The sequence below is a fragment of the Streptomyces sp. NBC_01429 genome (assembly GCF_036231945.1).
Classification (GTDB): domain Bacteria; phylum Actinomycetota; class Actinomycetes; order Streptomycetales; family Streptomycetaceae; genus Streptomyces.
The window spans coordinates 835,921-859,540 of the sequence record NZ_CP109599.1; the positions used below are offsets into that span (position 1 = coordinate 835,921).

The 23,620-nt window shown below is 71.1% G+C and carries 20 protein-coding genes; 3 read left to right on the top strand and 17 right to left on the bottom strand.

The features are described 5' to 3' along the window. Positions 1 to 13: 13 nt before the first annotated feature. The 8 genes from OG627_RS03555 to OG627_RS03590 all read right to left on the bottom strand — a co-directional run bounded on the left by OG627_RS03555 (position 14) and on the right by OG627_RS03590 (position 9,332). Positions 14 to 958, bottom strand: a complete 945-nt coding sequence (locus OG627_RS03555) for a carbohydrate kinase family protein (RefSeq protein WP_329061313.1) — start codon at positions 956 to 958, stop codon at positions 14 to 16. Continuing rightward, positions 955 to 1,944: a zinc-dependent alcohol dehydrogenase family protein gene (locus OG627_RS03560; RefSeq protein WP_329061315.1), complete on the bottom strand. Its 990-nt coding sequence runs from the start codon at positions 1,942 to 1,944 to the stop codon at positions 955 to 957. Before OG627_RS03560 ends, OG627_RS03555 begins: the two co-directional genes overlap by 4 nt. Continuing rightward, a complete protein-coding gene (locus OG627_RS03565) occupies positions 1,944 to 2,843 on the bottom strand; it encodes a carbohydrate ABC transporter permease (protein WP_329061317.1) in 900 nt (299 codons plus the stop codon). Before OG627_RS03565 ends, OG627_RS03560 begins: the two co-directional genes overlap by 1 nt. Beyond that, positions 2,840 to 3,823 carry a carbohydrate ABC transporter permease gene (locus OG627_RS03570; protein WP_329061319.1) on the bottom strand — a complete coding sequence of 328 codons (984 nt, stop codon included), beginning with the start codon at positions 3,821 to 3,823 and terminating at the stop codon, positions 2,840 to 2,842. Before OG627_RS03570 ends, OG627_RS03565 begins: the two co-directional genes overlap by 4 nt. Next, the gene (locus OG627_RS03575) at positions 3,820 to 5,178 is read right to left on the bottom strand and encodes an ABC transporter substrate-binding protein (protein WP_329061321.1); all 1,359 of its coding nucleotides are present in this window, start codon (positions 5,176 to 5,178) and stop codon (positions 3,820 to 3,822) included. Before OG627_RS03575 ends, OG627_RS03570 begins: the two co-directional genes overlap by 4 nt. Before the next feature lie 121 nt (positions 5,179 to 5,299). Continuing rightward, positions 5,300 to 6,061 carry a DeoR/GlpR family DNA-binding transcription regulator gene (locus OG627_RS03580; protein ID WP_329061323.1) on the bottom strand — a complete coding sequence of 254 codons (762 nt, stop codon included), beginning with the start codon at positions 6,059 to 6,061 and terminating at the stop codon, positions 5,300 to 5,302. A 336-nt stretch (positions 6,062 to 6,397) separates the two neighbouring features. Then, positions 6,398 to 8,143, bottom strand: a complete 1,746-nt coding sequence (locus tag OG627_RS03585; protein ID WP_329061324.1) for a discoidin domain-containing protein — start codon at positions 8,141 to 8,143, stop codon at positions 6,398 to 6,400. A gap of 91 nt (positions 8,144 to 8,234) precedes the next feature. After that, positions 8,235 to 9,332 (bottom strand): DUF1996 domain-containing protein, encoded by a 1,098-nt coding sequence (locus OG627_RS03590; RefSeq protein WP_329061325.1) that lies wholly within the window; start codon positions 9,330 to 9,332, stop codon positions 8,235 to 8,237. 357 nt (positions 9,333 to 9,689) lie between these two features. Between OG627_RS03590 and gndA the strand changes: the two genes are divergently transcribed. Continuing rightward, on the top strand, positions 9,690 to 11,132 hold the full coding sequence (gene gndA / locus OG627_RS03595; protein ID WP_329061326.1) for an NADP-dependent phosphogluconate dehydrogenase: 1,443 nt from the start codon (positions 9,690 to 9,692) through the stop codon (positions 11,130 to 11,132). A 384-nt stretch (positions 11,133 to 11,516) separates the two neighbouring features. Here the strand turns inward: gndA and OG627_RS03600 are convergent, their stop codons facing one another. From OG627_RS03600 to OG627_RS03615, 4 genes are all read right to left on the bottom strand, one after another. After that, on the bottom strand, positions 11,517 to 12,173 hold the full coding sequence (locus tag OG627_RS03600; protein WP_329061328.1) for an aspartate/glutamate racemase family protein: 657 nt from the start codon (positions 12,171 to 12,173) through the stop codon (positions 11,517 to 11,519). Positions 12,174 to 12,203: 30 nt separating this feature from the next. Next, positions 12,204 to 12,749, bottom strand: coding sequence for a DoxX family protein (locus OG627_RS03605; RefSeq protein WP_329061330.1), 546 nt, complete (start codon positions 12,747 to 12,749; stop codon positions 12,204 to 12,206). Between the two features lie 185 nt (positions 12,750 to 12,934). Further along, positions 12,935 to 14,167, bottom strand: a complete 1,233-nt coding sequence (locus OG627_RS03610; protein WP_329061332.1) for an SGNH/GDSL hydrolase family protein — start codon at positions 14,165 to 14,167, stop codon at positions 12,935 to 12,937. Positions 14,168 to 14,445: 278 nt separating this feature from the next. Further along, on the bottom strand, positions 14,446 to 14,646 hold the full coding sequence (locus OG627_RS03615) for an antitoxin (protein ID WP_329061334.1): 201 nt from the start codon (positions 14,644 to 14,646) through the stop codon (positions 14,446 to 14,448). A 496-nt stretch (positions 14,647 to 15,142) separates the two neighbouring features. Between OG627_RS03615 and OG627_RS03620 the strand changes: the two genes are divergently transcribed. Next, positions 15,143 to 15,661, top strand: coding sequence for a lytic polysaccharide monooxygenase auxiliary activity family 9 protein (locus tag OG627_RS03620; protein ID WP_329061335.1), 519 nt, complete (start codon positions 15,143 to 15,145; stop codon positions 15,659 to 15,661). A 119-nt stretch (positions 15,662 to 15,780) separates the two neighbouring features. Beyond that, positions 15,781 to 16,512, top strand: coding sequence for a chitinase (locus OG627_RS03625; RefSeq protein WP_329061337.1), 732 nt, complete (start codon positions 15,781 to 15,783; stop codon positions 16,510 to 16,512). Positions 16,513 to 16,735: 223 nt separating this feature from the next. On the opposite strand, the gene yicI is transcribed toward OG627_RS03625, so the two are convergent. From yicI to OG627_RS03650, 5 genes are all read right to left on the bottom strand, one after another. Further along, complete coding sequence (gene yicI / locus OG627_RS03630; RefSeq protein WP_329061339.1) at positions 16,736 to 19,051, bottom strand: alpha-xylosidase; 2,316 nt, start codon at positions 19,049 to 19,051, stop codon at positions 16,736 to 16,738. A 90-nt stretch (positions 19,052 to 19,141) separates the two neighbouring features. Next, a complete protein-coding gene (locus tag OG627_RS03635) occupies positions 19,142 to 19,984 on the bottom strand; it encodes a carbohydrate ABC transporter permease (RefSeq protein ID WP_443073412.1) in 843 nt (280 codons plus the stop codon). Next, positions 19,981 to 20,940 (bottom strand): carbohydrate ABC transporter permease, encoded by a 960-nt coding sequence (locus OG627_RS03640; protein WP_329061341.1) that lies wholly within the window; start codon positions 20,938 to 20,940, stop codon positions 19,981 to 19,983. The genes OG627_RS03635 and OG627_RS03640 overlap by 4 nt, the downstream gene beginning before the upstream one ends. Before the next feature lie 15 nt (positions 20,941 to 20,955). Further along, the gene (locus tag OG627_RS03645) at positions 20,956 to 22,185 is read right to left on the bottom strand and encodes an extracellular solute-binding protein (protein ID WP_329061343.1); all 1,230 of its coding nucleotides are present in this window, start codon (positions 22,183 to 22,185) and stop codon (positions 20,956 to 20,958) included. Between the two features lie 314 nt (positions 22,186 to 22,499). Then, positions 22,500 to 23,567, bottom strand: coding sequence for a LacI family DNA-binding transcriptional regulator (locus tag OG627_RS03650; RefSeq protein WP_329061345.1), 1,068 nt, complete (start codon positions 23,565 to 23,567; stop codon positions 22,500 to 22,502). Between the last annotated feature and the right edge of the window lie 53 nt (positions 23,568 to 23,620).

Genomic DNA, 23,620 nt, shown 5'->3' on the forward strand with positions numbered 1-23,620 from the left:
AGTCCGCGTCGGATCAGCGTTCTCCCGGCAGGGGAGGCGTCGGTTCGGTACCGGCCTTGGCGCAGACGGAGGCGGCGACTCTCGACGCGAAGCCGAGCATCTCCGCGATCTGTGCGCGCTCCAGCAGGGCCGGTCCGCCCGCGCGGTCGACCGGCGCGGTGCTCAGCCAGTGGAGCACCGCAGCCATGAAGGCGTCCCCGGCGCCGATGGTGTTGACCACCTCGACGGGCACGGCGGACACGGAGACCGGCTCGGCGGTGCCGGCGTACGCCGTACTGCCCTCGGCGCCCCGGGTGACCAGCACGAGCCGGCCGCCCGCCGCCAGCCGGCGGCCGCTCTCGTCGGGGTCGGTGTCCGGCCACAGCCGGGCCAGGTCCTCGTCACTGGCCTTGACGACCTGCGCCAGTTCGCACAGCTCGCGCAGTCTGCGCAGGCTCAGCACGGGGTCGATCGTCCGGTCCTCGCGGACGTTGGGGTCGACCACCAGCAGGGAGTGGCGCGCTCCGGCGCGCGCGGTGGCCGCGACCGCGTCGGCGGACGGGTCGACGGCGGCGGCGACCCCGCCCGCGTACACCACGGCGAACCGCTCCACCTCGGCGGAGTGGTCCGGCAGCCGGAAGGTCGCCGTGTCCGCGAGATGGAAGTGGTAGCTGGTGCCGTCCGGGCCCGGGTCGGCGACGGCGAGCGTCGTGGGCAGCTCCGAGCGGGCGCACAGGCCCAGTTCGGTGCCCGCGGACACCAGCCGCTGTTCGATCAGCCGCGCGAAGCCGTCGCCGCCGAGCGCGCCCGCGAACCAGCTGGGCGTACCGAGCCTGGCGAGCCCGGCCGCGACGTTGGCGGGCGCCCCGCCGGGTTCGGCCCGGAAGCCGGCCGGGTCGTCCGGCGTGGGGACGAGGTCGATGAGCGCCTCCCCCAGCACCAGGACGGCGCCCGGTCCGGCCTCGCGCGCCGGGGTCACGGCTCGACCACGATCTTGCGGCCCTGGCCCGCCTTGAACTTGTCGATGGCCTGCGGGTACTGCTCCAGCGGCAGCCGGTCGCTGATGAAGACCTTCGGGTCGAGCACGCCGGAGGCGAACAGCGCGGCGGCGCGCTCGTAGCTGTGCAGCACCGCCATGGAGCCGGTGATGGTGATCTCCTGGTTGTAGATGCGGTACGGCTCGATGACGGCGGTCGTCGCGTAGTCGGCGACCCCGAACTGGAGGAACGTACCGCCCTTGGCCACCCGGCCCAGACCGTCCTGGATGGCGCCCGCGTTGCCGGTCGCGTCGACCACCAGGTCCCAGCCGCCGGGCCGGTCGAACTCGTCGGCCGAGGCGGCCGAGCGCGAGCAGCCGAGCTTGCCGGCGGTCGCCAGCCGCTCCGCGTTGACGTCGAGCATGTCGACGGAGGCGGCGCCGGTGCGCTTGGCGAGTTCGAGCATCATGAGCCCCATGGTGCCGGATCCGTAGATCAGCACCTCGGCGCCGAGCGTCGACTTGAGCACGTCGTACCCGCGCACCGCGCAGGACAGCGGCTCGATCAGCGCCGCGTCCTTGACGTCGACGTGGTCGGGGAGCTTCACGCAGTTGGCGACGGGCGCGACGGCGTACTCGGCGGCGCCGCCCGGCTTGCTGACGCCGATCGCGTTCCACCGGTCGCACAGGTTGCCGCGCCCGGTGCGGCAGTAGCGGCATTCGTGACAGTAGAGCGACGGGTCCACGGCGACCTTGTCGCCCACCGCCAGCTCGGTCACGTCGGCGCCGATCTCCACGATCTCACCGGCGAACTCGTGACCGGGGATGATCGGCAGCGTGGGCGCGAACTCGCCCTGGAGGATGTGCAGATCGGTACCGCACAGTCCGCACGCCGCGACGGACACCACAACGTCCCGAGGGCCGGGGGTCGGGTCGGGAACCGTCGTGACGGAGACCTTGCCGACGGCTTCGACGATCGCTGCCCTCATTACTTCACAGCTCCAAGAGAAAGGCCCTGGACAAGCTTGTCCTGGGCGGCGAACCCCGCGGCGAGCACCGGCAGGGAGACAACGACGGACGCCGCGCACAGCTGGGCCAGGAAGAGCCCCTGGCTGGTCACGAAGCTCGTCAGGAACACGGGCGCGGTCTGCGCGGTCACCCCGGTCAGCACCCGGGCGAAGAGCAGCTCGTTCCAGCTGAAGATGAAGCAGATCAGCGACGTCGCCGCGATGCCGGGCGCGGCCACCGGCGCGACCACCCTGATCAGGACGGTCGGCAGCCGGGCGCCGTCCACCTGGGCGGCCTCGATGATGGAGACCGGCACGTCCGCGAGGAAGGACTGCATCATCCAGACGGCGATCGGCAGATTCATCGACGTGTAGAGGATGACGAGCAGCCAGATGTTGTCCAGCATGCCGACGTTCTTCGCGAAGAGGTACACGGGCAGCAGCCCCGCGACGACCGGCAGCATTTTCGTGGAGAGGAAGAAGAACATGACGTCCGTCCACTTCTCCACCCGCTTGATGGAGAGCGCGTACGCCGCCGGAAGCGCCAGGACCAGCACGAACAGCGTGGAGAACAGCGACGCCGTCAGCGAGTTGATCAGCGGCGGCCAGGGGCTGGCGCCGCCGCCCTCGCCGAAGAACACCCGGTAGCTGTCGAGGGTGAGCGACGCGGTGAGGGACGGCGGGTTGGTCGCCGCGTCCGCCTCCGAGTGGAAGGAGGTGAGCAGCATCCACAGCGCGGGCAGGCAGAAGACGATGCCGATGATCCAGGCCAGCAAGCCCAGACCGGCGGAGCGCCGCCTGGCCCGCTTGGCCGCGGGGGCGTACTTGTCGACGCGCTGACGCGCGGCCGGGGCGGCGTCGGGTACGGAGAGGGTGCTCATGCGCGGTTCGCCTCCTCACTGAAGAGGGACGAGACGACGCGCAGGGCGAAGGTCGCGATCACGATCGTGCCGATCACGACGACGACTCCCGCGGCGGAGGCCAGTCCGTACTCGTGAGCCTGGTAGAAGGTCTGGTAGATGGTGTACGGCAGGTTCGCGGTGCCGAGTCCGCCGGAGGTCAGGGTGAACACCGCGTCGAAGTTCTGCACGATGTAGATCGACCCGAGCAGGATGCCCAGCTCCAGGTAGCGCCGCAGATGCGGCAGCGTCAGATAGCGGAAGGTCTGCCAGAGCGTCGCGCCGTCCAGCTTCGCCGCCTCGATGATCTCGGCGGGCCGGCTCTGGAGTCCGGCGAGCAGGATGAGCATCATGAACGGCGTCCACTGCCAGATGAGGGCGGTCTCGACCGCGATCAGCGGCATGTCCGAGATCCAGTCGGGCTGGGTGGGGTTCTCCACCCCGAAGAGCCCGGTGAACCAGGCCCAGCCGCCGTTGAGCAGGCCGTACTCCGGGTTGTAGAGCACGTGCTTCCACATCAGCGCCGCCGAGACGGGCACCAGCAGGAAGGGCGTGATCAGCAGGGTACGGACGAGGCCGCGACCGAGGAACTTGCGGTCGAGCAGGAGCGCCAGCAGCAGTCCGAGGATGACGCTGACGATCACCACGGTCGCGGTGAGCAGGATGGTCGTGAACACCGAGTCGCGCAGGTCGGCGTCGGTGAACACGGAGCCGTAGTTGGAGACGCCCGCGAAGGAACGGTCGTCCGGGGAGAGCGAGTTCCAGTCGAAGAGCGAGATGACCAGGGTCGCCACGAAGGGCAGCTGGGTGACCGCGACCAGGAAGACGAGCGCGGGCAGCAGGGGGGCGCGGGTGGCCCAGGCGCGGGCGCGCCCGGCACCGCCCCGGCCGGCGCGCCGGGGCGCGGAGGCGCTGGGCGCGCCGGCCGGGGACTGTGGGGGTGTGCTGACGGAGGTACTCACCGCTGCTTCGCGCCTACCTTCTCGGCGAGCTTCTGCGAGGTCTTCAGGGCGTCCTCGACCGACTTCTTACCGGCGATGGCCGCGCTGATCTCCTGCGAGACCTTGGTGCCCAGGTCCGTGAACTCCGGGATGTCGACGAACTGGATGCCGACCGTGGGACGGGGCTGGGTGCCGGGGTCGGTCGGGTTGGCGTTGGCGATGGCGTCCTTGGTGACCTCGGCGAACGCGCCGGCTTCCTTCAGGTAGTCCGGGTTGGTGTAGGTCGAGGCGCGCTTGCCGGCCGGGACGTTGGACCAGCCGATCTTCTCGCCGACGAGCTTCTCGTACTCCTTGCCGGACGCCCAGGAGATGAACTTCCAGGCGCTGTCGGTCTTCTTGGACGCCTTCTGCATGCCCCAGGCCCAGGTGTAGAGCCAGCCGGAGCTGTCCGTCTTGTCGACGGGCGCCGGTACGTAGCCGATCTTGCCCTTGACCGGGGAGCCCTTGGCCTCCAGCGAGCCGGCGCCGGCGGTGGCGTCGTACCACATGGCCGAGTGGCCCTGGGTCATGTTGTTGAGGCACTCGGCGTAGCCGGCCTGCGGGGCGCCCGCCTCGCCGTGGTTACGGACCAGGTCCACGTAGAACTTGGTGGCCTTGGTGAACTCGGGGGACGTCAGCTGCGCCTCCCAGTCCTTGGTGAACCAGGTGCCGCCCATGGTGTTGACGACCGTGGTCAGCGGGGCGATGACCTCGCCCCAGCCCGGCAGGCCGCGCAGACAGATGCCGCGCATGCCCTTCTGGGCGCCGTCGACCTTGGCGGCGAGGTTGGCGACCTCTTTCCAGGTGGGCTTGGCCGGCATGGTGAGGTTCTTCGCCTCGAAGACGTCCTTGCGGTACATCAGGAAGGACGACTCGCCGTAGAAGGGCTGACCGTAGAGCTTGCCGTCCTCGGCGGTCAGCGACTCCTGGAGGGGCTTGAGGATGTCGCCCTGGTCGTAGTCCTTGTCTTCCTTCGTGTACTCGTCGAGCGAGTGCAGCCAGCCGTTCTTCGCGAAGAACGGAACCTCGAAGTTGCTGATGGTGGCGATGTCGTACTGACCGGCCTGGTTGGCGAAGTCCTGGGTGATCTTGTCGCGGACGTCGTTCTCCGGCAGGACCGAGAAGTTGACCTTGATCCCGGTTTCCTTGGTGAAGTTGTCCGCGGTCAGCTTCTGCAACTCGACCATCTGCGGGTTGTTCACCATGAGCACGTTGATGGTCTCGTCTCCTCCGGAGGAGGAGGCACCACCGGCGCCGCTGCACCCCGCGAGCAGGCCCGTGAGGGCCACGCTCGCACCCACTACGCGGATTCCACGTCGTCGTTGCTGGAGGGGCATGAGATTTCTCCTGATCATTCGTTGCGGTAAGGGTCCGGGGCGCCGCCGATCCGCCTCCCGCCGGAGGAAGGCGCGGAGGAGGGGGCGGCTACGGAGACAGGGGGGCGGCCGGGGCCGCGGTTCAGACGCGGATGACCTGCGGCCCGAGCAGCGAGTACCGCTGGGCCTCGGCCGAGGGCAGCCCGGCGTCCGTGACGATCGACTCGAAGTCGCTCACGTCGGCGAAGCGGCAGAAGCTCACCGCGCCGAACTTGGTGTGAATGCCGGCGAAGACCCGGCGGCGGGCGCTGCGCATGGCCTGCGCCTTGACCTCGCTGACGGCCGGGTCGGGGGTGGTGAGGCCGTACTCGCGGGAGATGCCGTTCGCTCCCACGTACGCCAGGTCGATGACGAATTCGGAGAGCATCCGGGTGGTCCAGTGGTCGACCGTCGCCATCGTCGATCCGCGTACCCGGCCGCCGAGCAGCAGTACGGCGATCTTCTCGGCGTCGGCGAGCGCGGTCGCCACGGCCAGGGAGGCGGTGACCACGGTCAGCGGCCGGTCGCGGGGCAGCGCCTCGGCCACGAGCTGGGGGGTGAAGCCCTCGTCGACGAAGACCGTCTCCGCGTCGCCGAGGAGATCGGCGGCGGCCGCCGCGATCCGTGATTTCTGCGGTACGAGCCGGGTCGTCCGGACCGCGAGGGTCGTCTCGAACCCGGCGCTCTCCACCGGATAGGCGCCGCCGTGGGTGCGCCTGACCAGTCCGTGTCCCTCAAGGGCGTGCAGATCACGCCGGACGGTCTCCTTGGCGACCTGAAGCTTTCCGGCCAGTGCTGTTACCTCCACTGACCCGTCACGTCGGGCGATCTCAAGAATCTCTCGTCTGCGTTCGTCGGTGTCCACGACAACACACTTCCCTGCTTGCTGCGGCTCAGCACCCGTTCGGGCTCATGCGTCGTTTGTACAAGCAACGGACCCGCTGCGACCAGGCTCTTCGCAGCATCGACTGTGACCGTTCATGCCCGTTTGACGAAGAGTAGCCGTACTGGTCAACCGGGGAAAGGGGGTCGGTGTTACGCGGATCACTGCCCGTATGCGGGTGGGCGCGTGCCCGTTCGGTGCCCGCTTGGGTCCGCCCCTGCCCAGGAAACGCTGCCCGTATGCGGGCATGGACAGACCAAAAATGGTCCGCGCCGGCCCGGAGACGATTCCCGGACCGACGCGGATTTTGAGGGCGTGTCAGTTGTAGACGCCGAGCTGGTAGAGCGAGTACCCCCACGCGGTGCCGCGCTCGGTCGCGTGAATCCGCACATAGCGGGCGGTCGCGTCGACCTCGTGGTCGTCGACCCCGCCGTTGCCGTCGGTGACGGTCCGCAGCGTGGTCCAGTCCTGGCCGTTGTCGGAGGTCTGGAGCGTGTACCCCTTGGCGTACGCGGTCTCCCAGACGAGCTGGACGTGGCGGAACGCGGTCCTGGCGCCCAGGTCGACCTGGATCCACTGCGGATCGCTCCAGTCGCTCGCCCACCGGGTGTCCAGCGAGCCGTCCACGGCGTTGCCGGGACCGCAGGGGCAGCCGGTGCCGCCGGTCTGCCAGCTGGAGGCCGTGGCGGCCTTGCCGCGGGCCAGATCGGTGCCGGCGACGGGCGGCGGCACCACCTTGAACGACCTGGTCTCGATGCCGGTGTTGCCCTTTCCGTCGGTGGCCTTGACGTACACCTTCCAGACACCGAGCCGGTCGGGCGCGGTGAACCTGAAGGTGCCGTCACCGGCCGAGGTGAAGGGCACGCCGGTCAACTGCCCGGAACCGTCCACGTACTTGCCGCCGAGCAGCAGCTGGTACGAGAGCGGGTCGCCGTCCGGATCGGCGACCGAGGCGCGGACGGCGACCTCCCGGCCGGCCGGCACCGAGCCGGCTCCGTCGACCGCCATGGAGGAGATCACCGGGGGCGTGTTGTCCCGGGAGGTGTCGCCCCCGTACGCCTTCTTCACCGCGTAGTACGAGAGCCGCTTCTCGCCCGCGGGCAGCAGGTTGAACCAGACGCCGCCGAAGTCGTACTCGGTCCCGTAGTGGAAGAGAGTGGCACCCAGTGCCACTCCCCGGTGGCCGGTGACGCACTCCCACGCCTTGGTGTAGCCGGCCGCCTTCGCGGTGTCGGTGGGCTCGTCGGGCACCCCGTTGGCGTCGTCGGGCACCTCCCACTCACCGGCGGGGCCGCCCTCGGTGACGATGTAGGGCTTGGTGTAGCCGCCGTCCTCCCACGTCTTGCGGATATTGCACACATCGCCGTAGGAGTTCACGGCGTACAGGTCGAGATCGGGCGCGTTGCGTTTGTAGTAGGGCCAGGCGCCGGTCCACGCGTCGGTCGAGGTGACCGGGTGGTTGGGGTCGACGGCGTGGATCCTCTTCGCGATCTCGTTGACGAAGGTGGTGTACGCGTCGCGCTGCTGCTCCAGCGCGGCGCCGCTGTAGCAGTTCTGGAGGCCGAGGACGGACTCGTTGCCGACGTTCCACATCAGGACCCCGGGGTGGTCCTTGTAGGTGTTCACCCACTGGGGGAACTCGGCGAGCATGTTGTTCTTGTACGTGGTGTCGGTGAGGTAGTCGACGCAGCCGCCGCTGCCGGGACCGCCGCCCGGCTGGAGCCAGAAGCCGGCGATGACCTTGACTCCATTGGCGGAGGCGGCGTCGAACAGCGGCTTGCTGGTGGCGTCGGTGCCCCAGGTGCGTACGGTGTTGGCGCCCGTCGAAGCGACGTCGGGCATGTAGCGGGCGGCGTCGGACACGGCGGGGCCCCAGGTCAGGCCCTTGACCTGGTACGGCGCGCCGTCGACGGTCAGCTGCCAGGAGCCCTGCGCTCCGGTGACCTTGACGACGCTGCCCGCCGCGTGCGCGGCGGGGGCCGGGAGGGCGACCGCGCAGGACGCGAACAGGGCGGCGAGGGCGAGCGGCGCCGCGCGCCTCTTGGTGCTGGCTGGTCGGTGCATGGTGTGCGGTCTCCTCGGGACTGGGAGAGCGCTCTCCCGCGAGGGTGCGGTCGCACCCGTGGCGGGAGAGCGCGGTGGGGGGGGAAAGGGGTCAGGGCAGTTCGTAGTTGGCGTCGAGCGCGGCGCCGGCTTCCGGGTGCGTCTGGTCGTAGCCCCGGGCGTCGCACTGGAGACCCTCGATGACGCAGTGCCGCACCAGGGCCTTCAGGGTGGCGTCGTCCCAGGCGTTGAAGAAGTCGTAGTGGAACGAGTGCCCGGTGCCGCTCGCCAGTCTGACCTGCGACATGTCCCCATTGACGGGCCAGGCCATCTTGAACTCGATCATCGGCAGCGCCACCGGGTGCGAGGCCGGGCACACGTCCTGATTGGCGCCCTGCGCGGTCGGATAGGCCATGTGGCTCTGGTGGTCCGGGGTGTCCAGATACTTTCCGTCCCAGCAACTGGGCGCCTGGAAGCGGAGGTTGAGCTGGACGTCGCGGGCCGTCGGGCAGTTCGCCGGGAACTCGGTGTTGTTGTACTGCTCACCGCACTCCCAGCCCTCCACCCACCCCGGATGGCCGCGGAACTCGGCGGCCGACTGCATCGGGCTGCCGACGACGAAGCGCAGCCCCTTGGGGAACGGGCGTACGGAGCGGTAGTCGGTGACCCCCGACTTGTAGTAGATGGTCTGCGGGCCCTCCGGCCGGACCTCGGTGTTCCCGTTGAACAGCGTCGGCATCCAGTAGGCGGACTTGTCGCCGGGCGCCTTGCACGCCGTGCCGCCCGCGCCGAGCGAGGCCGTGGTGGAGTGGGCGTCGGTCGTGTTGTTGCCCATGAAGGTGTGGTCGTGCGAAGCGCCGGGCTGCCCGGGGAAGACGATCGGGTCGTCGGGCCGGGTGTGGGTGACCGAGCAGTTCGCCTGGAACTCGTGGAAGTAGCGGTGCGGCGGGATCTCGGTGGACGGCTCCACGCCGGTGACCGGCGGGTTCGCCGGAATGTACCCGTCGCCGTCGGGGTCGTCGCCGGACGGTACGAGGGCGGGCTTCGCCATCGTGTGTCCGATGTGGGCGGCCGCCCCCGCCGCCGGGGCCGTGGCGGCCTCGGCGCGGGCGGCGCGCGGTATCGCGGTGAGCCCGAGGGCCACCAGAGCCAGGACGGTGGCGACGAGCAGCGTGGACATCAGGGCGGTACTGCGGAATCTCTCGGCCATGCGGACCTCCGTGCCGCTTCAGCCGCGCGCGTCGGGGGCGCGCGGTGGGGGGACGAGTGCGTCTGGACCGTGCGGGGCCGTGCTGGGCCGTGCGGCCGGCGCTGGAATCGCGCCGGAATCACCGGAGTTACAGCGGGAGAGCGCTCTCCGAGGCCGTGTCAGTGTTACGCCGCCGCTGAGAACATGTCAATACTCTGTGAACGGTCCCGCCTCCGGGCTCCCGGACCGGTCCCGGAATGCGGAAGCCCCCGGGGCGCTTGACGATGAGTGAACGGCCGTGTTCAGCAGTACGTATCCCTCTGCGGAGCGCGGCACAGCGACCAGCACGACACCCGACGGATATCCAGGAGCACACGCATGAGTGGTACTGCCCAGATCGGCGTCACCGGGCTCGCGGTGATGGGCCGCAACCTCGCCAGGAACTTCGCCCGCAACGGCTTCACCGTCGCGCTGCACAACCGCACCGCGTCGAAGACCCGTGCTCTGGTGGACGAGTTCGGCGACGAGGGGACGTTCGTCGCGGCCGAGTCGGCCGCGGAGTTCGTGGCGGCGCTGGAGCGACCCCGCCGCCTGGTCATCATGGTCAAGGCCGGTGACCCGACGGACGCCGTCATCGAGGAGTTCGCCCCGCTGCTCGAAGAGGGCGATGTCATCATCGACGGCGGCAACGCGCACTTCGCCGACACCCGCCGCCGCGAGAAGGAGCTGCGCGAGCGCGGTATCCACTTCGTCGGCGTGGGCATCTCCGGCGGCGAGGAGGGCGCGCTGCACGGCCCGAGCATCATGCCGGGCGGCTCGCCCGAGTCGTACGCGTCGCTCGGTCCCCTGCTGGAGAGGATCGCGGGGAAGGCGAAGGACGGTGCCCCGTGCTCCACGCACATCGGCCCGGACGGAGCGGGTCACTTCGTGAAGATGGTGCACAACGGCATCGAGTACGCCGACATGCAGCTGATCGCCGAGGCGTACCACTTGCTGCGGTCCGTCGCCGGCTACTCCCCCGCGAAGATCGCCGAGACCTTCAAGGCGTGGAACACCGGCCGCCTCGACTCGTATCTGATCGAGATCACGGCCGAGGTGCTGGCCCATACGGATGAGGCCACCGGCAAGCCGTTCGTCGACATCGTGACCGACCAGGCGGAGCAGAAGGGCACCGGGCGCTGGACCGTACAGATCGCCCTGGACCTCGGCGTCCCGGTCTCCGGTATCGCGGAGGCGGTCTTCGCCCGCTCGCTGTCCGGACACGCCGGACTGCGTGAGGCGTCGCGCTCGCTGCCGGGCCCGACGGCGACGCCGCTCTCCGAGGCCGACGCGGCGCGCTTCGCCGACCAGGTCGAGCAGGCGCTGTACGCGTCGAAGATCGTCTCGTACACCCAGGGCTTCCACCAGATCCAGGCGGGCAGCGAGGAGTACGGCTGGGACATCGACCTGGGGTCGATCGCCGCGATCTGGCGGGCGGGCTGCATCATCCGCGCCGCGTTCCTCGACCGGATCCGCGAGGCGTACGACGCGCGGCCCGACCTGCCGAGCCTGCTGTCCGACAAGCAGTTCGCCGAGGAGATCGGCTCGGCGCAGGAGGACTGGCGCGCGGTCGTCGCCTCCGCGGTCCACCAGGGCGTCCCGACGCCGGGCTTCGCCGCCGCGCTCTCGTACTACGACGCGCTGCGGGCCGAGCGGCTGCCCGCCGCGCTGACCCAGGGCCAGCGCGACTTCTTCGGCGCGCACACCTACCGGCGCACGGACCGCCCGGGTTCGTTCCACACGCTGTGGGGCGGGGACCGCTCCGAGGTCGCGAGCGACTGACCGCTTCGCGCGTACGGCCGTCGGGCCGCCGGACCGGCTGTCGCCAGCCGGTCCGGCGGCCCGACGCGCGTTTCACCCACCGCTCTCTTCGTGCGCGGGTCCTACACGGGACCGGGCTGCGGCTCGGGCTCCGGCGGCGGTACGGGGGCGGGGCCGGGGCCCGGCGGCGACGGGACCGGATCGGGCCCCGGCATGGGCGCGGGACCCGGCGGCGGCGCCGGAACCGGCCCGGGAACGGGCCCCGGAGGTCCCGGCGGCGGGGTGGGCGACGGCGGTACGGGGTCGGGGTAGGGACTGGTCATGCCTGTCCTCCAGAAGTGCGGGAGTCGTGCGTTCCCAATGTCTCCCGGAGCGCGTGCCCACGCGCGCCGGATCCACGCGTGATCAGCCCGTACGGTTGCCGACGGCGGCCCCGGCGGCGGTCGTGGCGGCCACGGCGGCGGCCAGTCCCGTGCGCGGACCGGCGAGCACCGGAACGCCGTTCGTGACGCGTTCGGCCGCGTCGGCCATCGACACCTGCGCGAGCACGATCACGTCGGCCCCCGTGACGGCGTCGGCGGTGGCGGCCACCGCGTCGAGATAGCCCTCGCGGTCGCCCGCCTCGAACAGCTCCCAGGCGCCCTCGGCCAGCACCGTGCGCAGCGCGAGGTCCCGCCCCGCCGCCTCCTCGCGGATCAGCGCGGCCGTCGGCCCCACGGTGCTCTCCACCGCGGCGACGACCACGACCCGCCCGGCCGACGCCGCGATCCGGGCCATCGGCCGGTCGATCCGCAGCACGGGCACGCCGAGCGCGGGGGCGGCCTTCTCCGCGACGGCGCCGAGGGTCGAGCAGGTGCACAGCACGGCCGTCGCGCCCTCGGCGACCGCACCCGCCAGCACGGCCCCGACCTCGTGCGCCACGGCCTCGGGACCCGCGGCCCTGGCTCCGGCGAGCAGGTCCTCGCGCACCAGATGGCGCAGGGCGAGCCCGGGGTGGTCCGCGTCCGCGAGGGCGTCGAAGACCGGGACATGGACCGGGGAGGTGTGCAGCAGCGCGAGCATGGGGCAAGGCTAACGACCTGATCCGCTCTCTTACGGAGCCGTGTCGCCGGGCGCGGTCTCGTCGGACGCCGCCGCCAGCCCCCGGGCGCGCTTGCGGATGACCAGGACGGCGGCCGCCGCGCTCGCAGCGAAGGCGACCGGGACCATCCAGTGCCGGTCGAAGCAGTGGCCGGTCGCGTGGTCGAGCGAGTAACGCCCGGCGCCCGCCAGCCCGATGGACGCGGCGGTCCAGCCGAGAAAGCCCGGATACTCGAAGCCGCCCGACTGCGCGAAGAACCCGCTGGGCGCGTGCACCGCCGCCGCTCCCGCCATGCCGCCCGCGGCGGCGGCGCCGGCCGCCGGGGTGGCCAGGCCCAGGGCGAGCAGCAGACCGCCCCCGGCCTCGACGGCCCCGGAGGCGATCGCGCTCGGCCTGGCCGGGTGGTAGCCCATGGCCTCCATCCCCTGCGCGGTCCCCTCGATGCCCCCGCCGCCGAACCAGCCGAACAGCTTCTGGGCGCCGTGCGCGGCGAGCACCCCTCCGGTGCCGAGCCGCAGGGCGAGCAGGCCGAGGTCGCGTCGGGTGTGACAAGTCATGGCGGGCTCCGGGGTGTCGGGGCACGTCGCAGGTGCCTCGGGGCGGGAACGGGCGTACGTCCCCACTCTCCGGGGTCCGGGGCACAAGAGCGCTGCGTTGCTGCGCCGTACGGGTTCCGGAGCCCGCCTCGCTCACCTCGGCGGCGGCACCGCGGCGGCCACCGAAGCTGCGCGGGCCACGCGGGCTACCGGGAGCAGCGCAGGGCGCGCGGGTCGACGCGGTCGCTCATCGCTTCCATGCCCGCGTCGTTCGGGTGCAGATGGTCCCCGCTGTCGTACCCGGGCAGCATCCTCGCCGGGGCCGCCGGGTCGCGTACGACCGCGTCGAAGTCCACGACGGCGTCGAAGGCGCCGCTGTCGCGGATGAAGGCGTTGACCTCCCGGCGGACCGCTTCGCCGCTCTCCTTCCACTCGCCCCAGCCTTCGTACGGCATGACGGTGGCGCCGGCCACGCAGGCACCGGCGGCGTGGGTCCTGGCGATGATCTGCCGGTATCCGTCGATCAGTTCGGCGGCCGTGGGGGCGGGGGTGGCCTTGATGTCGTTGACGCCTTCGAGCAGGATCACCGTGCGCAGGCCGCGCTGGGACAGGACGTCGCGGTCCAGCCGCTTGAGCGCGCTGACGCCCGCGCCGTCGCCGAGGACCTTGTTGCCGGAGATCCCCTCGTTGGCCACGCCCTTGAGGGAGGTCCGGCGGTCGTCGCGCAGCCGGGCGGCGAGGAAGTCGGGCCAGCGGCGGTTGGTGTCCGGGGTGGAGACGGCGCCGTCGGTGATCGAGTCGCCGAGCGCCACCACGGCTCCGGTGCCGGCCGGTGCGCCGACCACCACCGCGTCGAGGTAGTGGCGGAAGGTCGTCCGTTCGGTGTAGGCGGCGTCGGACTCCTCGGCGGCGTGGTCGCCCTCGGGGGCGATGTAGGAGGTCTGGAGACCCATCCGGTGGCCGGTGGCGGTACCGGCCGCGTCCCGCACGTACAGGCTGATCGCGAGATCGGCGCCGGGGCGTACGGTGCCGGGCAGCGGGTCGCTGTAGACGGAGCCGCCGGGCGGGACGGTGACCGAGGCGGCGCCCCGGAAGGTGAGCGCGCGGTTGCGGCCGGGCACGACGGCGGCGCCGGAGGCGCGCGGTCCCGCGTAGGCGCGGCCGAAGGTCACGGGCTGCTCGCCGAAGGCGTTGGAGAGCCGGACGCGCAGGTCGCGGCCGCCCGCGCTGGTGTGGACGACGACGCGGTGGGTGCGCCCGGGCACGGCCGCGTCCAGCCGGTCGGCGCTGGCGGCCCAGGTGACGACCTCGGTGGCGGCGGCGGGCCGGGCCGAGGACGCGGTCGGGACCGCGACCAGCGCGGTGAGGGCGAGGGCCAGGACGACGGCCGCGTGGCGGGCGCGCCGGGCGGAGTGGCGGGGTAACTCGGTTCTGATCATCGCGGGTCGGTCCCTCTCCGGTGACGGGCGTGGCCGTGCCGTGAGGCGGCACGGCCGGTCACTCATGGCACGGCCGCGGAGCGCTTGCGGTTCGACCGGGCCCGGGTGGACGGGAGAGGGCCGTACGGGAGGTGCGGCACGGGCGAGAGCCGTACGGGAGGTGCTCGGCGCCCCGCAGGGACGCGACCCGTACGGGCGCCCACACGCGGCCCCCGCGCGCGGCTGACGCGCGGCGGCCTCGTCCTGCCGTCGCGCGTCAGCGCGTCACGCGTGCCGGGTCAGCTGTTCGGGGGACGGTCGCCGGGGTGCTGTTCGTCCGTGCCGATCTGCTCGTCGATCTTCTTCTGAGCGGCGTCGACCTGGCTCTGATACTTGTTCCCCGTCTTCCGGTCGAAGGCGTCACCGGCCTTCTCCACGCCCTGGCGGGCCGTGCTCTCATGGCCCTTGAGCAGACTCTTCAGCTTGTCGAGCATCGACATGTGCGGGCTCCTCGCTCGGGACGTACTCCCGTTCACCATGACCGCTGGACCGCCATCCCGCATCCGCGATCCCGTATCCGCGACCCGGCGTCCCCGATCCGGCGTCCGCGACCCGTATCCGTGTCAGGGCGACTGCGGCCGCCCTGACCGGCCCACGCCCCGCCCCTCACTCCGGCGCCGGGCATTTCGCGCAGAGCGCCGAGAAAAGCATCGATCAGGTCTTTTACCGGGCGCGCCGCACCCATCCACCGCCTCAACTGGCCTTTCACACAACCCTCTTGACGGGATCATCTCGGCCTGTATGGTCTAGTCCAAGCGGTCGGGCCCTTTCCGGTTGCAACGCCGGACCCCATGCCGAACGCACCGCGCGGGAAAGGGAATCGGCCGCCGCCCTTCGCGCCTCTTGTCCCCACACTCGAGAGGCCGGCCCGCGGTATTCGGGTCCCCCACGGTCCGCATATTCAGCGGGAAGTCCTGAAGTGAAGGAGTTTCCCCCATGAACACCAAAAGGAAGCTGGCCGCAGCGCTCGGCGCCGTCGTCGCCCCCGTACTCGTCGTGAGTCTTCCCGCGAGTTCCGCGAGCGCCCACGGATACATATCGTCCCCGCCCAGCCGGCAGGCGCAGTGCGCCGCGGGAACGGTCGCCTGCGGCGACATCACCTATGAGCCGCAGAGCGTGGAGGGCCCGAAGGGGCTCACCAGTTGCAGCGGCGGGAACGCGCGGTTCTCGGAACTCGACGACGATTCCAAGGGCTGGACCGTGACCCCGGTCAACAGCACCACGACCTTCCAGTGGCAGCTGACCGCGCGTCACTCCACCAGCACCTGGGAGTACTACGCCGGCGGACAGAAGATCGCCGAATTCAACGACAACGGCGCGCAGCCGGGCGCGACCGTCAGCCATGACGTGAACTTCGGCGGGCTGACGGGTCAGCAGAAGGTGCTGGCCGTCTGGAACATCGCGGACACCACGAACGCCTTCTACGCCTGCATCGACGTGAACGTCGGCGGCTGAGCCGCACCGGATCCCTCACCTCTCACCGGACGCGCCCCGGCCCCCACGCGGGGGCGCGCCCGCCCCCACACGCAGGGGCCGCCGCGGGTCGGGCGGCCGGATCCAAGGAAGTGAATCACGTGCGCAAGCGCATCATCGGGCTGCTCACCGCGACCGCGTCGGCAGCCGCGTTCTCCCTGTTCTCCCTCGCGCCCTCCTCCTCGGCGCAGCCCGCTCCGGCCGCGTCGGCCGACGACTTCGTCGTCAGCGAGGCCCAGTTCAACCAGATGTTCCCGAACCGGAACCCGTTCTACAGCTACAGCGGCCTGACGGCCTCGCTGAGCGCCTATCCGGACTTCTCCGGTGCGGGGGGCGACGACGTGCGGAAGCGGGAAGCCGCGGCGTTCCTGGCCAATGTCAGTCATGAGACCGGCGGCCTGGTGCATGTGGTGGAGCAGAACACCGCGAACTATCCGCACTACTGCGACACGACCCAGCCGTACGGCTGCCCGGCCGGCCAGGACAAGTACTACGGGCGCGGTCCGATTCAGCTCAGCTGGAACTTCAATTACAAGAGCGCGGGCGACGCGCTCGGGATCGATCTGCTGAACAATCCGGATCTCGTGCAGAACGATTCCGCCGTGGCGTGGAAGACGGGGCTCTGGTACTGGAACACCCAGAGCGGCCCCGGCACCATGACCCCGCACAGCGCCATGGTGAATGGCGCCGGATTCGGCGAGACGATTCGCAGCATCAACGGCAGTATCGAATGCAACGGCGGAAACCCCGCCCAGGTGCAGAGCAGGATCGACCTCTACACGAATTTCGCGTCGGTCCTGGGCGTCGACCCGGGCGGCGATCTCGGTTGCTGACGCAGACGCCGTAACGCCCGTGAGGGGCGGTGCCACCGGCCGGTGAGCCGGTGGCACCGCCCCTTCGCCGGGGCCGATGTCCAGGCGTCCAGGCGTCCAGGCGTCCAGGACCATCTTCGCTCAGGCGGCGACGGCCAGCAGTTGGAGACCGCCACCGACCGGCGAGCGCCCCGCTGTGAACTCCCGGCGGGAGGGCGCGCCCTCCCGCCGGGAGTTCACCGGGTCAGGCCCAGCGGGCGGTCAGCCGGCCGGTGCCGGCCGGGCAGGTGTGGAGCGCGCCGAGCGGGTCGGCGACGCCGTCGCCGGTGGGGGCGGCTCCGACGAGCAGCACCTGCCAGGGGAGTTCGCTACCGGTCTCGACGACGACCTCCGTACCCGTGCGCCGTACGGTGAAGACGGCGGTGTCGCCCGAGCCGTCCGGCGCGGGGACGGTCGTCACCGCCTCCGTGTCGCCGTCCCCCGGCGCGTACACCCGCAGGGTCACCCCGTCCGCCCAGTCGTACTCGGGGCTCTCGTCCACGGCTCCGAACGGGATCACCGCGCCCGGCCGGGCCAGCAGCGGCAGGGTGTCGAAGCCGTGGGTCTCGCGCCGCCAGCCGGGGCCCTGGATCCGCTCGCCGGTGAGTACCTGGGTCCAGGTGCCCTCGGGGACGTAGTAGTCGACCGTGCCGTCCTCGGTGAAGACGGGCGCCACCAGCAGATCGTCGCCCAGCATGTACTGCCGGTCGAGCGGGTGGCAGGCGGGGTCGTCGGGGAACGCCAGCACCATCGCGCGCATCACCGGGGTGCCGAAGTCCCGGGCCTGGAGCGCGGCGCGGTAGAGGTAGGGCATCAGCCGGTGCTTGAGCCGGGTGAAGGAGCGGGTGACGGCGACGGCCTCGTCCCCGTAGTCCCACGGCACCCGGTAGGACTTGGAGCCGTGCAGCCTGCTGTGCGAGGAGAGCAGCCCGAACTGCACCCAGCGCTTGAAGACGGCGGGGGTCGGGGTGCCCTCGAAGCCGCCGATGTCATGGCTCCAGAAGCCGAACCCGGAGAGCCCGAGGGAGAGTCCGCCGCGCAGCGACTCGGCCATCGCCTCGAAGGTGGACTCGCAGTCGCCGCCCCAGTGCACGGGCAGCCGCTGGCCGCCGGCGGTCGCCGAGCGGGCGAAGACGACGGCCTCGCCCTCGCCGCGCTCCTGGCACAGCAGTTCGAACACGGTCTCGTTGTACAGCTGCGTGTAGTAGTTGTGCATCCGCTCCGGGTCGGATCCGTCGTGCCAGGCGACGTCCACCGGCACGCGCTCGCCGAAGTCGGTCTTGAAGCAGTCGACGCCCTGGTCGAGCAGGACGCGCAGCTTGCCCGCGTACCAGTCGCGGGCGGCCGGATTGGTGAAGTCGACCAGGGCCATGCCGGGCTGCCAGCGGTCCCACTGCCATACGTCGCCGTCGGGCTTCCTGAGCAGATAGCCCCCGGCCATCCCCTCGGCGAACAGCGCGGACTTCTGGGCGATGTACGGGTTGATCCAGACGCAGACGCGCAGTCCGCGCTCCTTGAGGCGGGCGAGCATGCCCTCCGGGTCGGGGAAGACGTCCGGGTCCCAGACGAAGTCGCTCCACTGGTACTCGCGCATCCAGAAGCAGTCGAAGTGGAAGACGCTGAGCGGGATCTCGGCGTCCGCCATGCCCTGGACGAAGCGGTTGACCGTCGCCTCGTCGTAGGAGGTGGTGAAGGAGGTGGACAGCCACAGTCCGAACGACCAGGCGGGCGGCAGCGCGGGGCGGCCGGTGAGCGCGGTGTAGCGGGCGAGGATCTCGCGCGGGCCTGGACCGTGGATGACGAAGAACTCCAGGCTCTGGTCCTCGACGCTGAACTGGACCCGGCCGACGGTCTCGGAGCCCACCTCGTAGGAGACCAGCCCGGGGTGGTTGACGAAGACGCCGTAACCCCGGCTGGTGAGGTGGAACGGGACGTTCTTGTAGGCCTGTTCGCTGTTGGTGCCGCCGTCCGCCTGCCAGATGTCGACGGTCTGGCCGTTCTTGACGAACGGGGTGAAGCGCTCGCCCAGCCCGTACACGCTCTCCCCGACGCCGAGCGAGAGCTGCGCGAGCATGAAGTGCCGGTCGTCGGCGTCGGTGGCGAAGCCGGCGCCGCGCCGGCCGAGCGAGGTGAGGGTCTGTCCGCCGGCGTTGAAGTCCAGCTGCCAGGGGGCGGCGGTGTCGGTCCTCAGGGAGAGTTCGCCGGAGACCAGCTCGATCGTGGAGCCCTCCCTGACCACCTTGGCGTGGCTGCTCTCCACGCCGCCGGTGAGCGCGAACTCCGGCCGCCCTGGAACTTTTCCGGCGTGGTGGGTGACGCGGACGCCGATGACGCCCTCGGCCGGTGACCAGCATTCCACCGTCAGCAGCGGGCTGTTGAGGGTGTCGCCCCGGTGTGTCACCCGGGTGACCGGCGCGTAGAGGGTGACCCGGTCGTCGGTGACGACGGCGTCGGTCACGGAGACCGCGTGGCATGCGGTGACGCCGGGGCGCATCTGCCAGTACCCGTCGGTGAACTTCATCAGTGCTCCTGCTTCTGCTCGTAGCGGTGTGGCCGTGCCGGTGGGGTCGGCACGGCGGACGGCCGGGGTGCGGGCGGCCGGGCGGCCCGGCTATTTGACGGAGCCACCGGTGATCCCCGCGGCGACGTACTTCTGCGCCACCACCAGCAGGATCGCGGCGGGGACCGCGGAGACGACGGCGGTCGCCATGACCGCTCCCCAGTCGCTGACATGGGCGCCGATGTACTCGTACATGCTCAGCGTGATGGGTTTGACGTCGTCCGTGGTGTTGAGGGTCAGCGCGAACATGAAGTCCGACCAGGCGAAGAGGAAGGTGAACAGGCCGGCGTTGATCAGGGCGTTGCGGCTCATCGGCAGCACGATACGCACGAACGCGGTGAACCGGTTCGCGCCGTCGACGAGGGCGGCCTCCACGACCTCGCGCGGTATCGACACCATGAACGCCCGCAACAGCACGATGGAGAAGGGCAGTCCGAGCGAGGCGTCGGCGAGGATCAGGCCCAGGGTGGAGTTGACCAGGCCCAGATCGACATAGGCGCTGTAGAGGGCGTTGGCGATGACGATGCCCGGCACCATCTGGGTGATCAGGGTGGCGAACACGATGGCCCGGCCCGAGCGCATCCCGAACTGCGCCAGCGCGTACGCGGCGGGGGCGGCGAGCGCCAGACAGACCACGACCGCGCCGACCGCGACGACCAGGCTGGTGACCAGCGAGCCGCCCTGACTGCTCAGGGCACGCTGGAAGTTGTCCCAGCCGGCCGAGGTGGGCAGCCAGCGCGTCGCGGCGAGGCTCTCGCCGGGCTGGAGGGCGATGTTGAGCATCCAGTACAGCGGAAAGAGCAGGACGACGAGGATGGCCAGCGCGATGACGGTGTTGCCGGCGCGGCGCGGTGTGCCGGGGACGGGTAGGGCGCGAGTGGGCACGGCGGTCACTTCCCCTGGCCGAAGTCGGAACGGTTGGCGCGCAGATAGAGCACGGCGAAGACCGCGCTGACCAGGACGAGGACATTGCCGACCACGGCGCCCTGGCCGAAGTCCAGTTGCTGGAAGGAGAGCTGGTAGGTGAGGGTGCCCAGCGTCTGGGTGGAGTCGGCGGGGCCGCCGCCGGTGAGCGCGAGGATCAGATCGAGGATCTTCACCGTCGACATGAAGCCGAGGATCAGCACGACGGTGACGACCGGCCGCAGCAGCGGCAGCGTGAGGCTGCGGAACGTACGCCAGGCCCCGGCGCCGTCGAGCGCGGCGGCCTCGTACAGATCGCGCGGGATCTCCTGGAGCCCGCCGTAGAGGATCACCATGTTGAACGGGATGCCGATCCACACGTTGACCAGGATCGCGGCGAACAGGGCGACATTCGGGCTGCTCAGCCAGGGGATCGCGGACGACGTGAGATGCAGGTCCATCAGCAGTGTGTTGAGAACGCCGGTCTCCTGGTCGAGGAGTTTCCGCCAGACGACGGCGGAGACGACCATGGGAACCAGCCAGGGCAGCAGCAGGACGGCGCGGACGAATCCGGAGAGCCGGAAGCGGCGGGAGAAGAAGACGGCGAGCGCGAGGCCGAGGACGAACTGACCGAGCAGGGAGCCGAAGGTGAAGATCAGGGTGTGCCAGAGCGACTGGGCGAACAGCGGGTTGTCGAAGACCCCGCGCCAGTTGTCGAGGCCGTTGAAGGGCGACTCACCGGTGAAGTAGGTCTGCGGCGTGTAGTGCTGAAAGCTCATCAGGATGTTGCGTACGAGCGGGTAGCCGAAGAAGGCCAGCATGTAGAGGGCCGCGGGGGCGACGAAGCACCAGCGCAGCAGGGTGGCGCGCCGGCGCTCGCGGGCCGGGCCGGCCGGTTTCGCGGGCGCTGACGGCGCGGGTACGGCGGTGGTGACGGTGGTGGTCATGACGGTTCGCTCACCTCACTTTCCGGCCGTGGCCCGTGACTGGGCCTGCTTCAGGGCGGTTTCGGGCGTCGCGCGCCCGGTCAGTACGGACTGGAACGCGCCGGACAGCGCGTCGGAGACGACCGGCCAGCGGGCCCCGACCCGGCCGGTGCGCGAGCGGGCGGTGGCCACCTGGTCGGCGAAGGCGCCGAGCTTGGGGTTCTGGGCCTTGTAGGCGGCCGCAGCGGCCGTGCGGGTGGGGACGTTGTAGACGGATTCGCCCCAGTCCACCTGGTTGCGCTGCTCGTTGAGACAGTTGAGGATCTTCGCGGCCGTCCGCTGCCGTCCGCTGTCCCCGGTCTTCGGCAGGGCCATCACCGTGCCGCCGATCGGCGGCACCGGGGGGCGGCCGGCCTCGGGGACCGGTACGGGGGCGACCTCCCACTTGAGGTCCTTGTGGGCGCCGAGTACCGGCACCTGCCACGGGCCGTTGATCATCATCGCGGCGCGGCCGGCGATGAACTGGTCGTTGACGTCCTGCTGGTTCCAGGTGACCACGGCGCTGGAGGCCGACTTGCTCGTGACGAGGTCCTTCCAGAGCTGGAGCGCCGGTGCTCCCTTGCCGTCGTCGAGCCGGGACTCGTCACCGCCGCCCGACCAGAAGAACGGCAGGAACTGATAGACGCCGTCCGCGTCGGGGGTCGCGCTGAAGGCCATGCCGAAGGTCCTGCCCCGGGTGAGCTTCTTGGCCGCGGTCTTCAACTCGTCCCAGGTGGTGGGCGGTTCGACACCCGCCTCGCGCAGGAGGTCCGCGTTGTAGATGAGCGCGAGCGAGTTGACCGACCGGGCGATGCCGTACGGGGTGCCGCGGAAGCTGCCCATGCTCACGGCGCCCTCGGACATCCCCGTGACATCCACCCCGGCGTCCTTGAGCGGCACGAGACCGCCGGTGTCGGCGAACTGGGGCAGCTCGGAGCCGTCCAGCTCCAGGATGTCGGTCAGGGAGTGCGACGAGGCCATCCGCAGCGCCTTGGAGGCGACCTGGTCGGCGGGGACGCTGGTCTGCCTGACCCGTACGCCGAGCGGCTTCGCGCAGCGGTCGAAGAACTCCTGCTGCGCGGCGTGTTCATGGGTGTCCGTGGCCGAGTTCAGCACGGTGAACGTCCCGGAATCGGGCGCCTTGGCGCATCCGGCCAGGCCCGGGGTGACGAGGAGCGCGGTGAGGATCAGGGTCGGCGCCGGTGGGCGCCGGCGGAGTTGAGGCATGGCGAGAGGCTCTCCGTTCGGTCTACGGCTCTGTAAGGAGACGGAGGTGGTGCGCGGGGTGGTGCGGGCGGTGTCGGCGGGGGTGCCCGCACCGGTGGAGAACAGCGTGTCGAACGAGCATCGAATCGATTCGATGGACGATGCGGCGATGCTAGGCGCTCCCGGAAACGGCGACAAGGGGTGCGACACGGATCGCGTGAACGCGCACGGTGAGCCGCGCACCGGCGCGCACGGCGCGCGGAAGCGGCCGGGCGGCCCGGTCGGGAGCGCGGCGGCGGCCGAGCCCGGTCACGGGCGCGGCATCGGGGAGCGGTCTACCGTTCGGGGCCCAGCGGGGCCGTGCCCGGCAGCAGGGCGGGGGCGATCAGCAGATGGCCCACCGCGTCGGCGAGCAGCCGCTCGCCGGGCTCCGTACCCCGCGCGGGGTCCTCGCGCAGCGCCGCGGCGGCGGAGACGGCGAGCCGGGTGACCTCGGTGGCCAGTGTCGCGACGGGCAGTTCGATCCGGGGCAGCCGTCGGCTCGACGGGTCGCCCGGGAGCGTGCCGATCACCACGACGGTGAGGTCCTCCGGCACCCGCAGCCCGGCCGCCGTCACGGACGCCAGGATGTGGTGGTGCGCCGAGGGGTGCTGGACGACGAGCGCGGTCGGCCGCGCTCCCCCGGCCGCGCGGCCGTCCCCGAGCAGGGTGTGGAGCCGCTGGGCGAGGCTGGCGGGGTCGTTGACCGAGTGGACCACCTCGACGGCGGCCCCGGTGGTACGGGCCCCCAGCCGCGCGCCCGCGATCCCCCGCAGCGCGTAACTGCGCCGCCCCCTGACCTCCGACTCGCCGGGCGCCAGATAGACCAGGTCGCGGTGGCCTGCGGCGGCCAGTTCGCGTACGGCGAGGGCCGCCGCCTCCTCCCAGTCGAGGTCGGTCCACGGGAGGGCGTCCTCGTCCGCCGGGCGCCCGATGAGCGCGGCGGGGAAGACCAGTTCCCGTACGACGTCGATCCGCGCGTCCTCCATGTCGACGGCCATCAGGACCGCCGCGTCGGCGAGTCCGCTGCGCGCCACCCGGCGCAGCCCCTCGGCCTTGTCACGGGAGGTGGTGAGCAGCAGATCGAAGCCGCGGGCGTTGGCGGCGTCGCTGACCTCGATGGCGAACCGGCCGTCCACCGAGTGCCGTTCCCCGGCGGCGCGGGGCAGGGCGAGCGCGAGTACGTGCGTACGGCTGCTGCGCAGCGTCCTGGCGCTGGCCCGCGGGTGGTAGCCGAGCGCGTCCACCGCCTCCCGCACCCGGCGGCGGGTCTCCTCGGAGATGGGCCGGGAACCGTTGAAGACGTACGACACGGTGCTCGGCGCGACCCCGGCCCGTTCGGCGACGTCCCTGATGGTGGCCATCCTCGACCCCTTCGATGATGCGGGCACGACGCCGCGGAGCGTACTGAAGGCGT

What these genes read in the sequence shown, in the direction of transcription:
- gndA (WP_329061326.1), top strand. Translation starts at nt 9,690, where the DNA reads ATGAGTGGTACTGCCCAGATCGGCGTCACCGGGCTCGCGGTGATGGGC.
- OG627_RS03600 (WP_329061328.1), bottom strand. Translation starts at nt 12,173, where the DNA reads ATGCTCGCGCTGCTGCACACCTCCCCGGTCCATGTCCCGGTCTTCGAC.
- OG627_RS03605 (WP_329061330.1), bottom strand. Translation starts at nt 12,749, where the DNA reads ATGACTTGTCACACCCGACGCGACCTCGGCCTGCTCGCCCTGCGGCTC.
- OG627_RS03615 (WP_329061334.1), bottom strand. Translation starts at nt 14,646, where the DNA reads ATGTCGATGCTCGACAAGCTGAAGAGTCTGCTCAAGGGCCATGAGAGC.
- OG627_RS03610 (WP_329061332.1), bottom strand. Translation starts at nt 14,167, where the DNA reads ATGATCAGAACCGAGTTACCCCGCCACTCCGCCCGGCGCGCCCGCCAC.
- OG627_RS03585 (WP_329061324.1), bottom strand. Translation starts at nt 8,143, where the DNA reads ATGCACCGACCAGCCAGCACCAAGAGGCGCGCGGCGCCGCTCGCCCTC.
- OG627_RS03560 (WP_329061315.1), bottom strand. Translation starts at nt 1,944, where the DNA reads ATGAGGGCAGCGATCGTCGAAGCCGTCGGCAAGGTCTCCGTCACGACG.
- OG627_RS03640 (WP_329061341.1), bottom strand. Translation starts at nt 20,940, where the DNA reads ATGACCACCACCGTCACCACCGCCGTACCCGCGCCGTCAGCGCCCGCG.
- OG627_RS03620 (WP_329061335.1), top strand. Translation starts at nt 15,143, where the DNA reads ATGAACACCAAAAGGAAGCTGGCCGCAGCGCTCGGCGCCGTCGTCGCC.
- OG627_RS03590 (WP_329061325.1), bottom strand. Translation starts at nt 9,332, where the DNA reads ATGGCCGAGAGATTCCGCAGTACCGCCCTGATGTCCACGCTGCTCGTC.
- OG627_RS03565 (WP_329061317.1), bottom strand. Translation starts at nt 2,843, where the DNA reads ATGAGCACCCTCTCCGTACCCGACGCCGCCCCGGCCGCGCGTCAGCGC.
- yicI (WP_329061339.1), bottom strand. Translation starts at nt 19,051, where the DNA reads ATGAAGTTCACCGACGGGTACTGGCAGATGCGCCCCGGCGTCACCGCA.
- OG627_RS03575 (WP_329061321.1), bottom strand. Translation starts at nt 5,178, where the DNA reads ATGCCCCTCCAGCAACGACGACGTGGAATCCGCGTAGTGGGTGCGAGC.
- OG627_RS03650 (WP_329061345.1), bottom strand. Translation starts at nt 23,567, where the DNA reads ATGGCCACCATCAGGGACGTCGCCGAACGGGCCGGGGTCGCGCCGAGC.
- OG627_RS03645 (WP_329061343.1), bottom strand. Translation starts at nt 22,185, where the DNA reads ATGCCTCAACTCCGCCGGCGCCCACCGGCGCCGACCCTGATCCTCACC.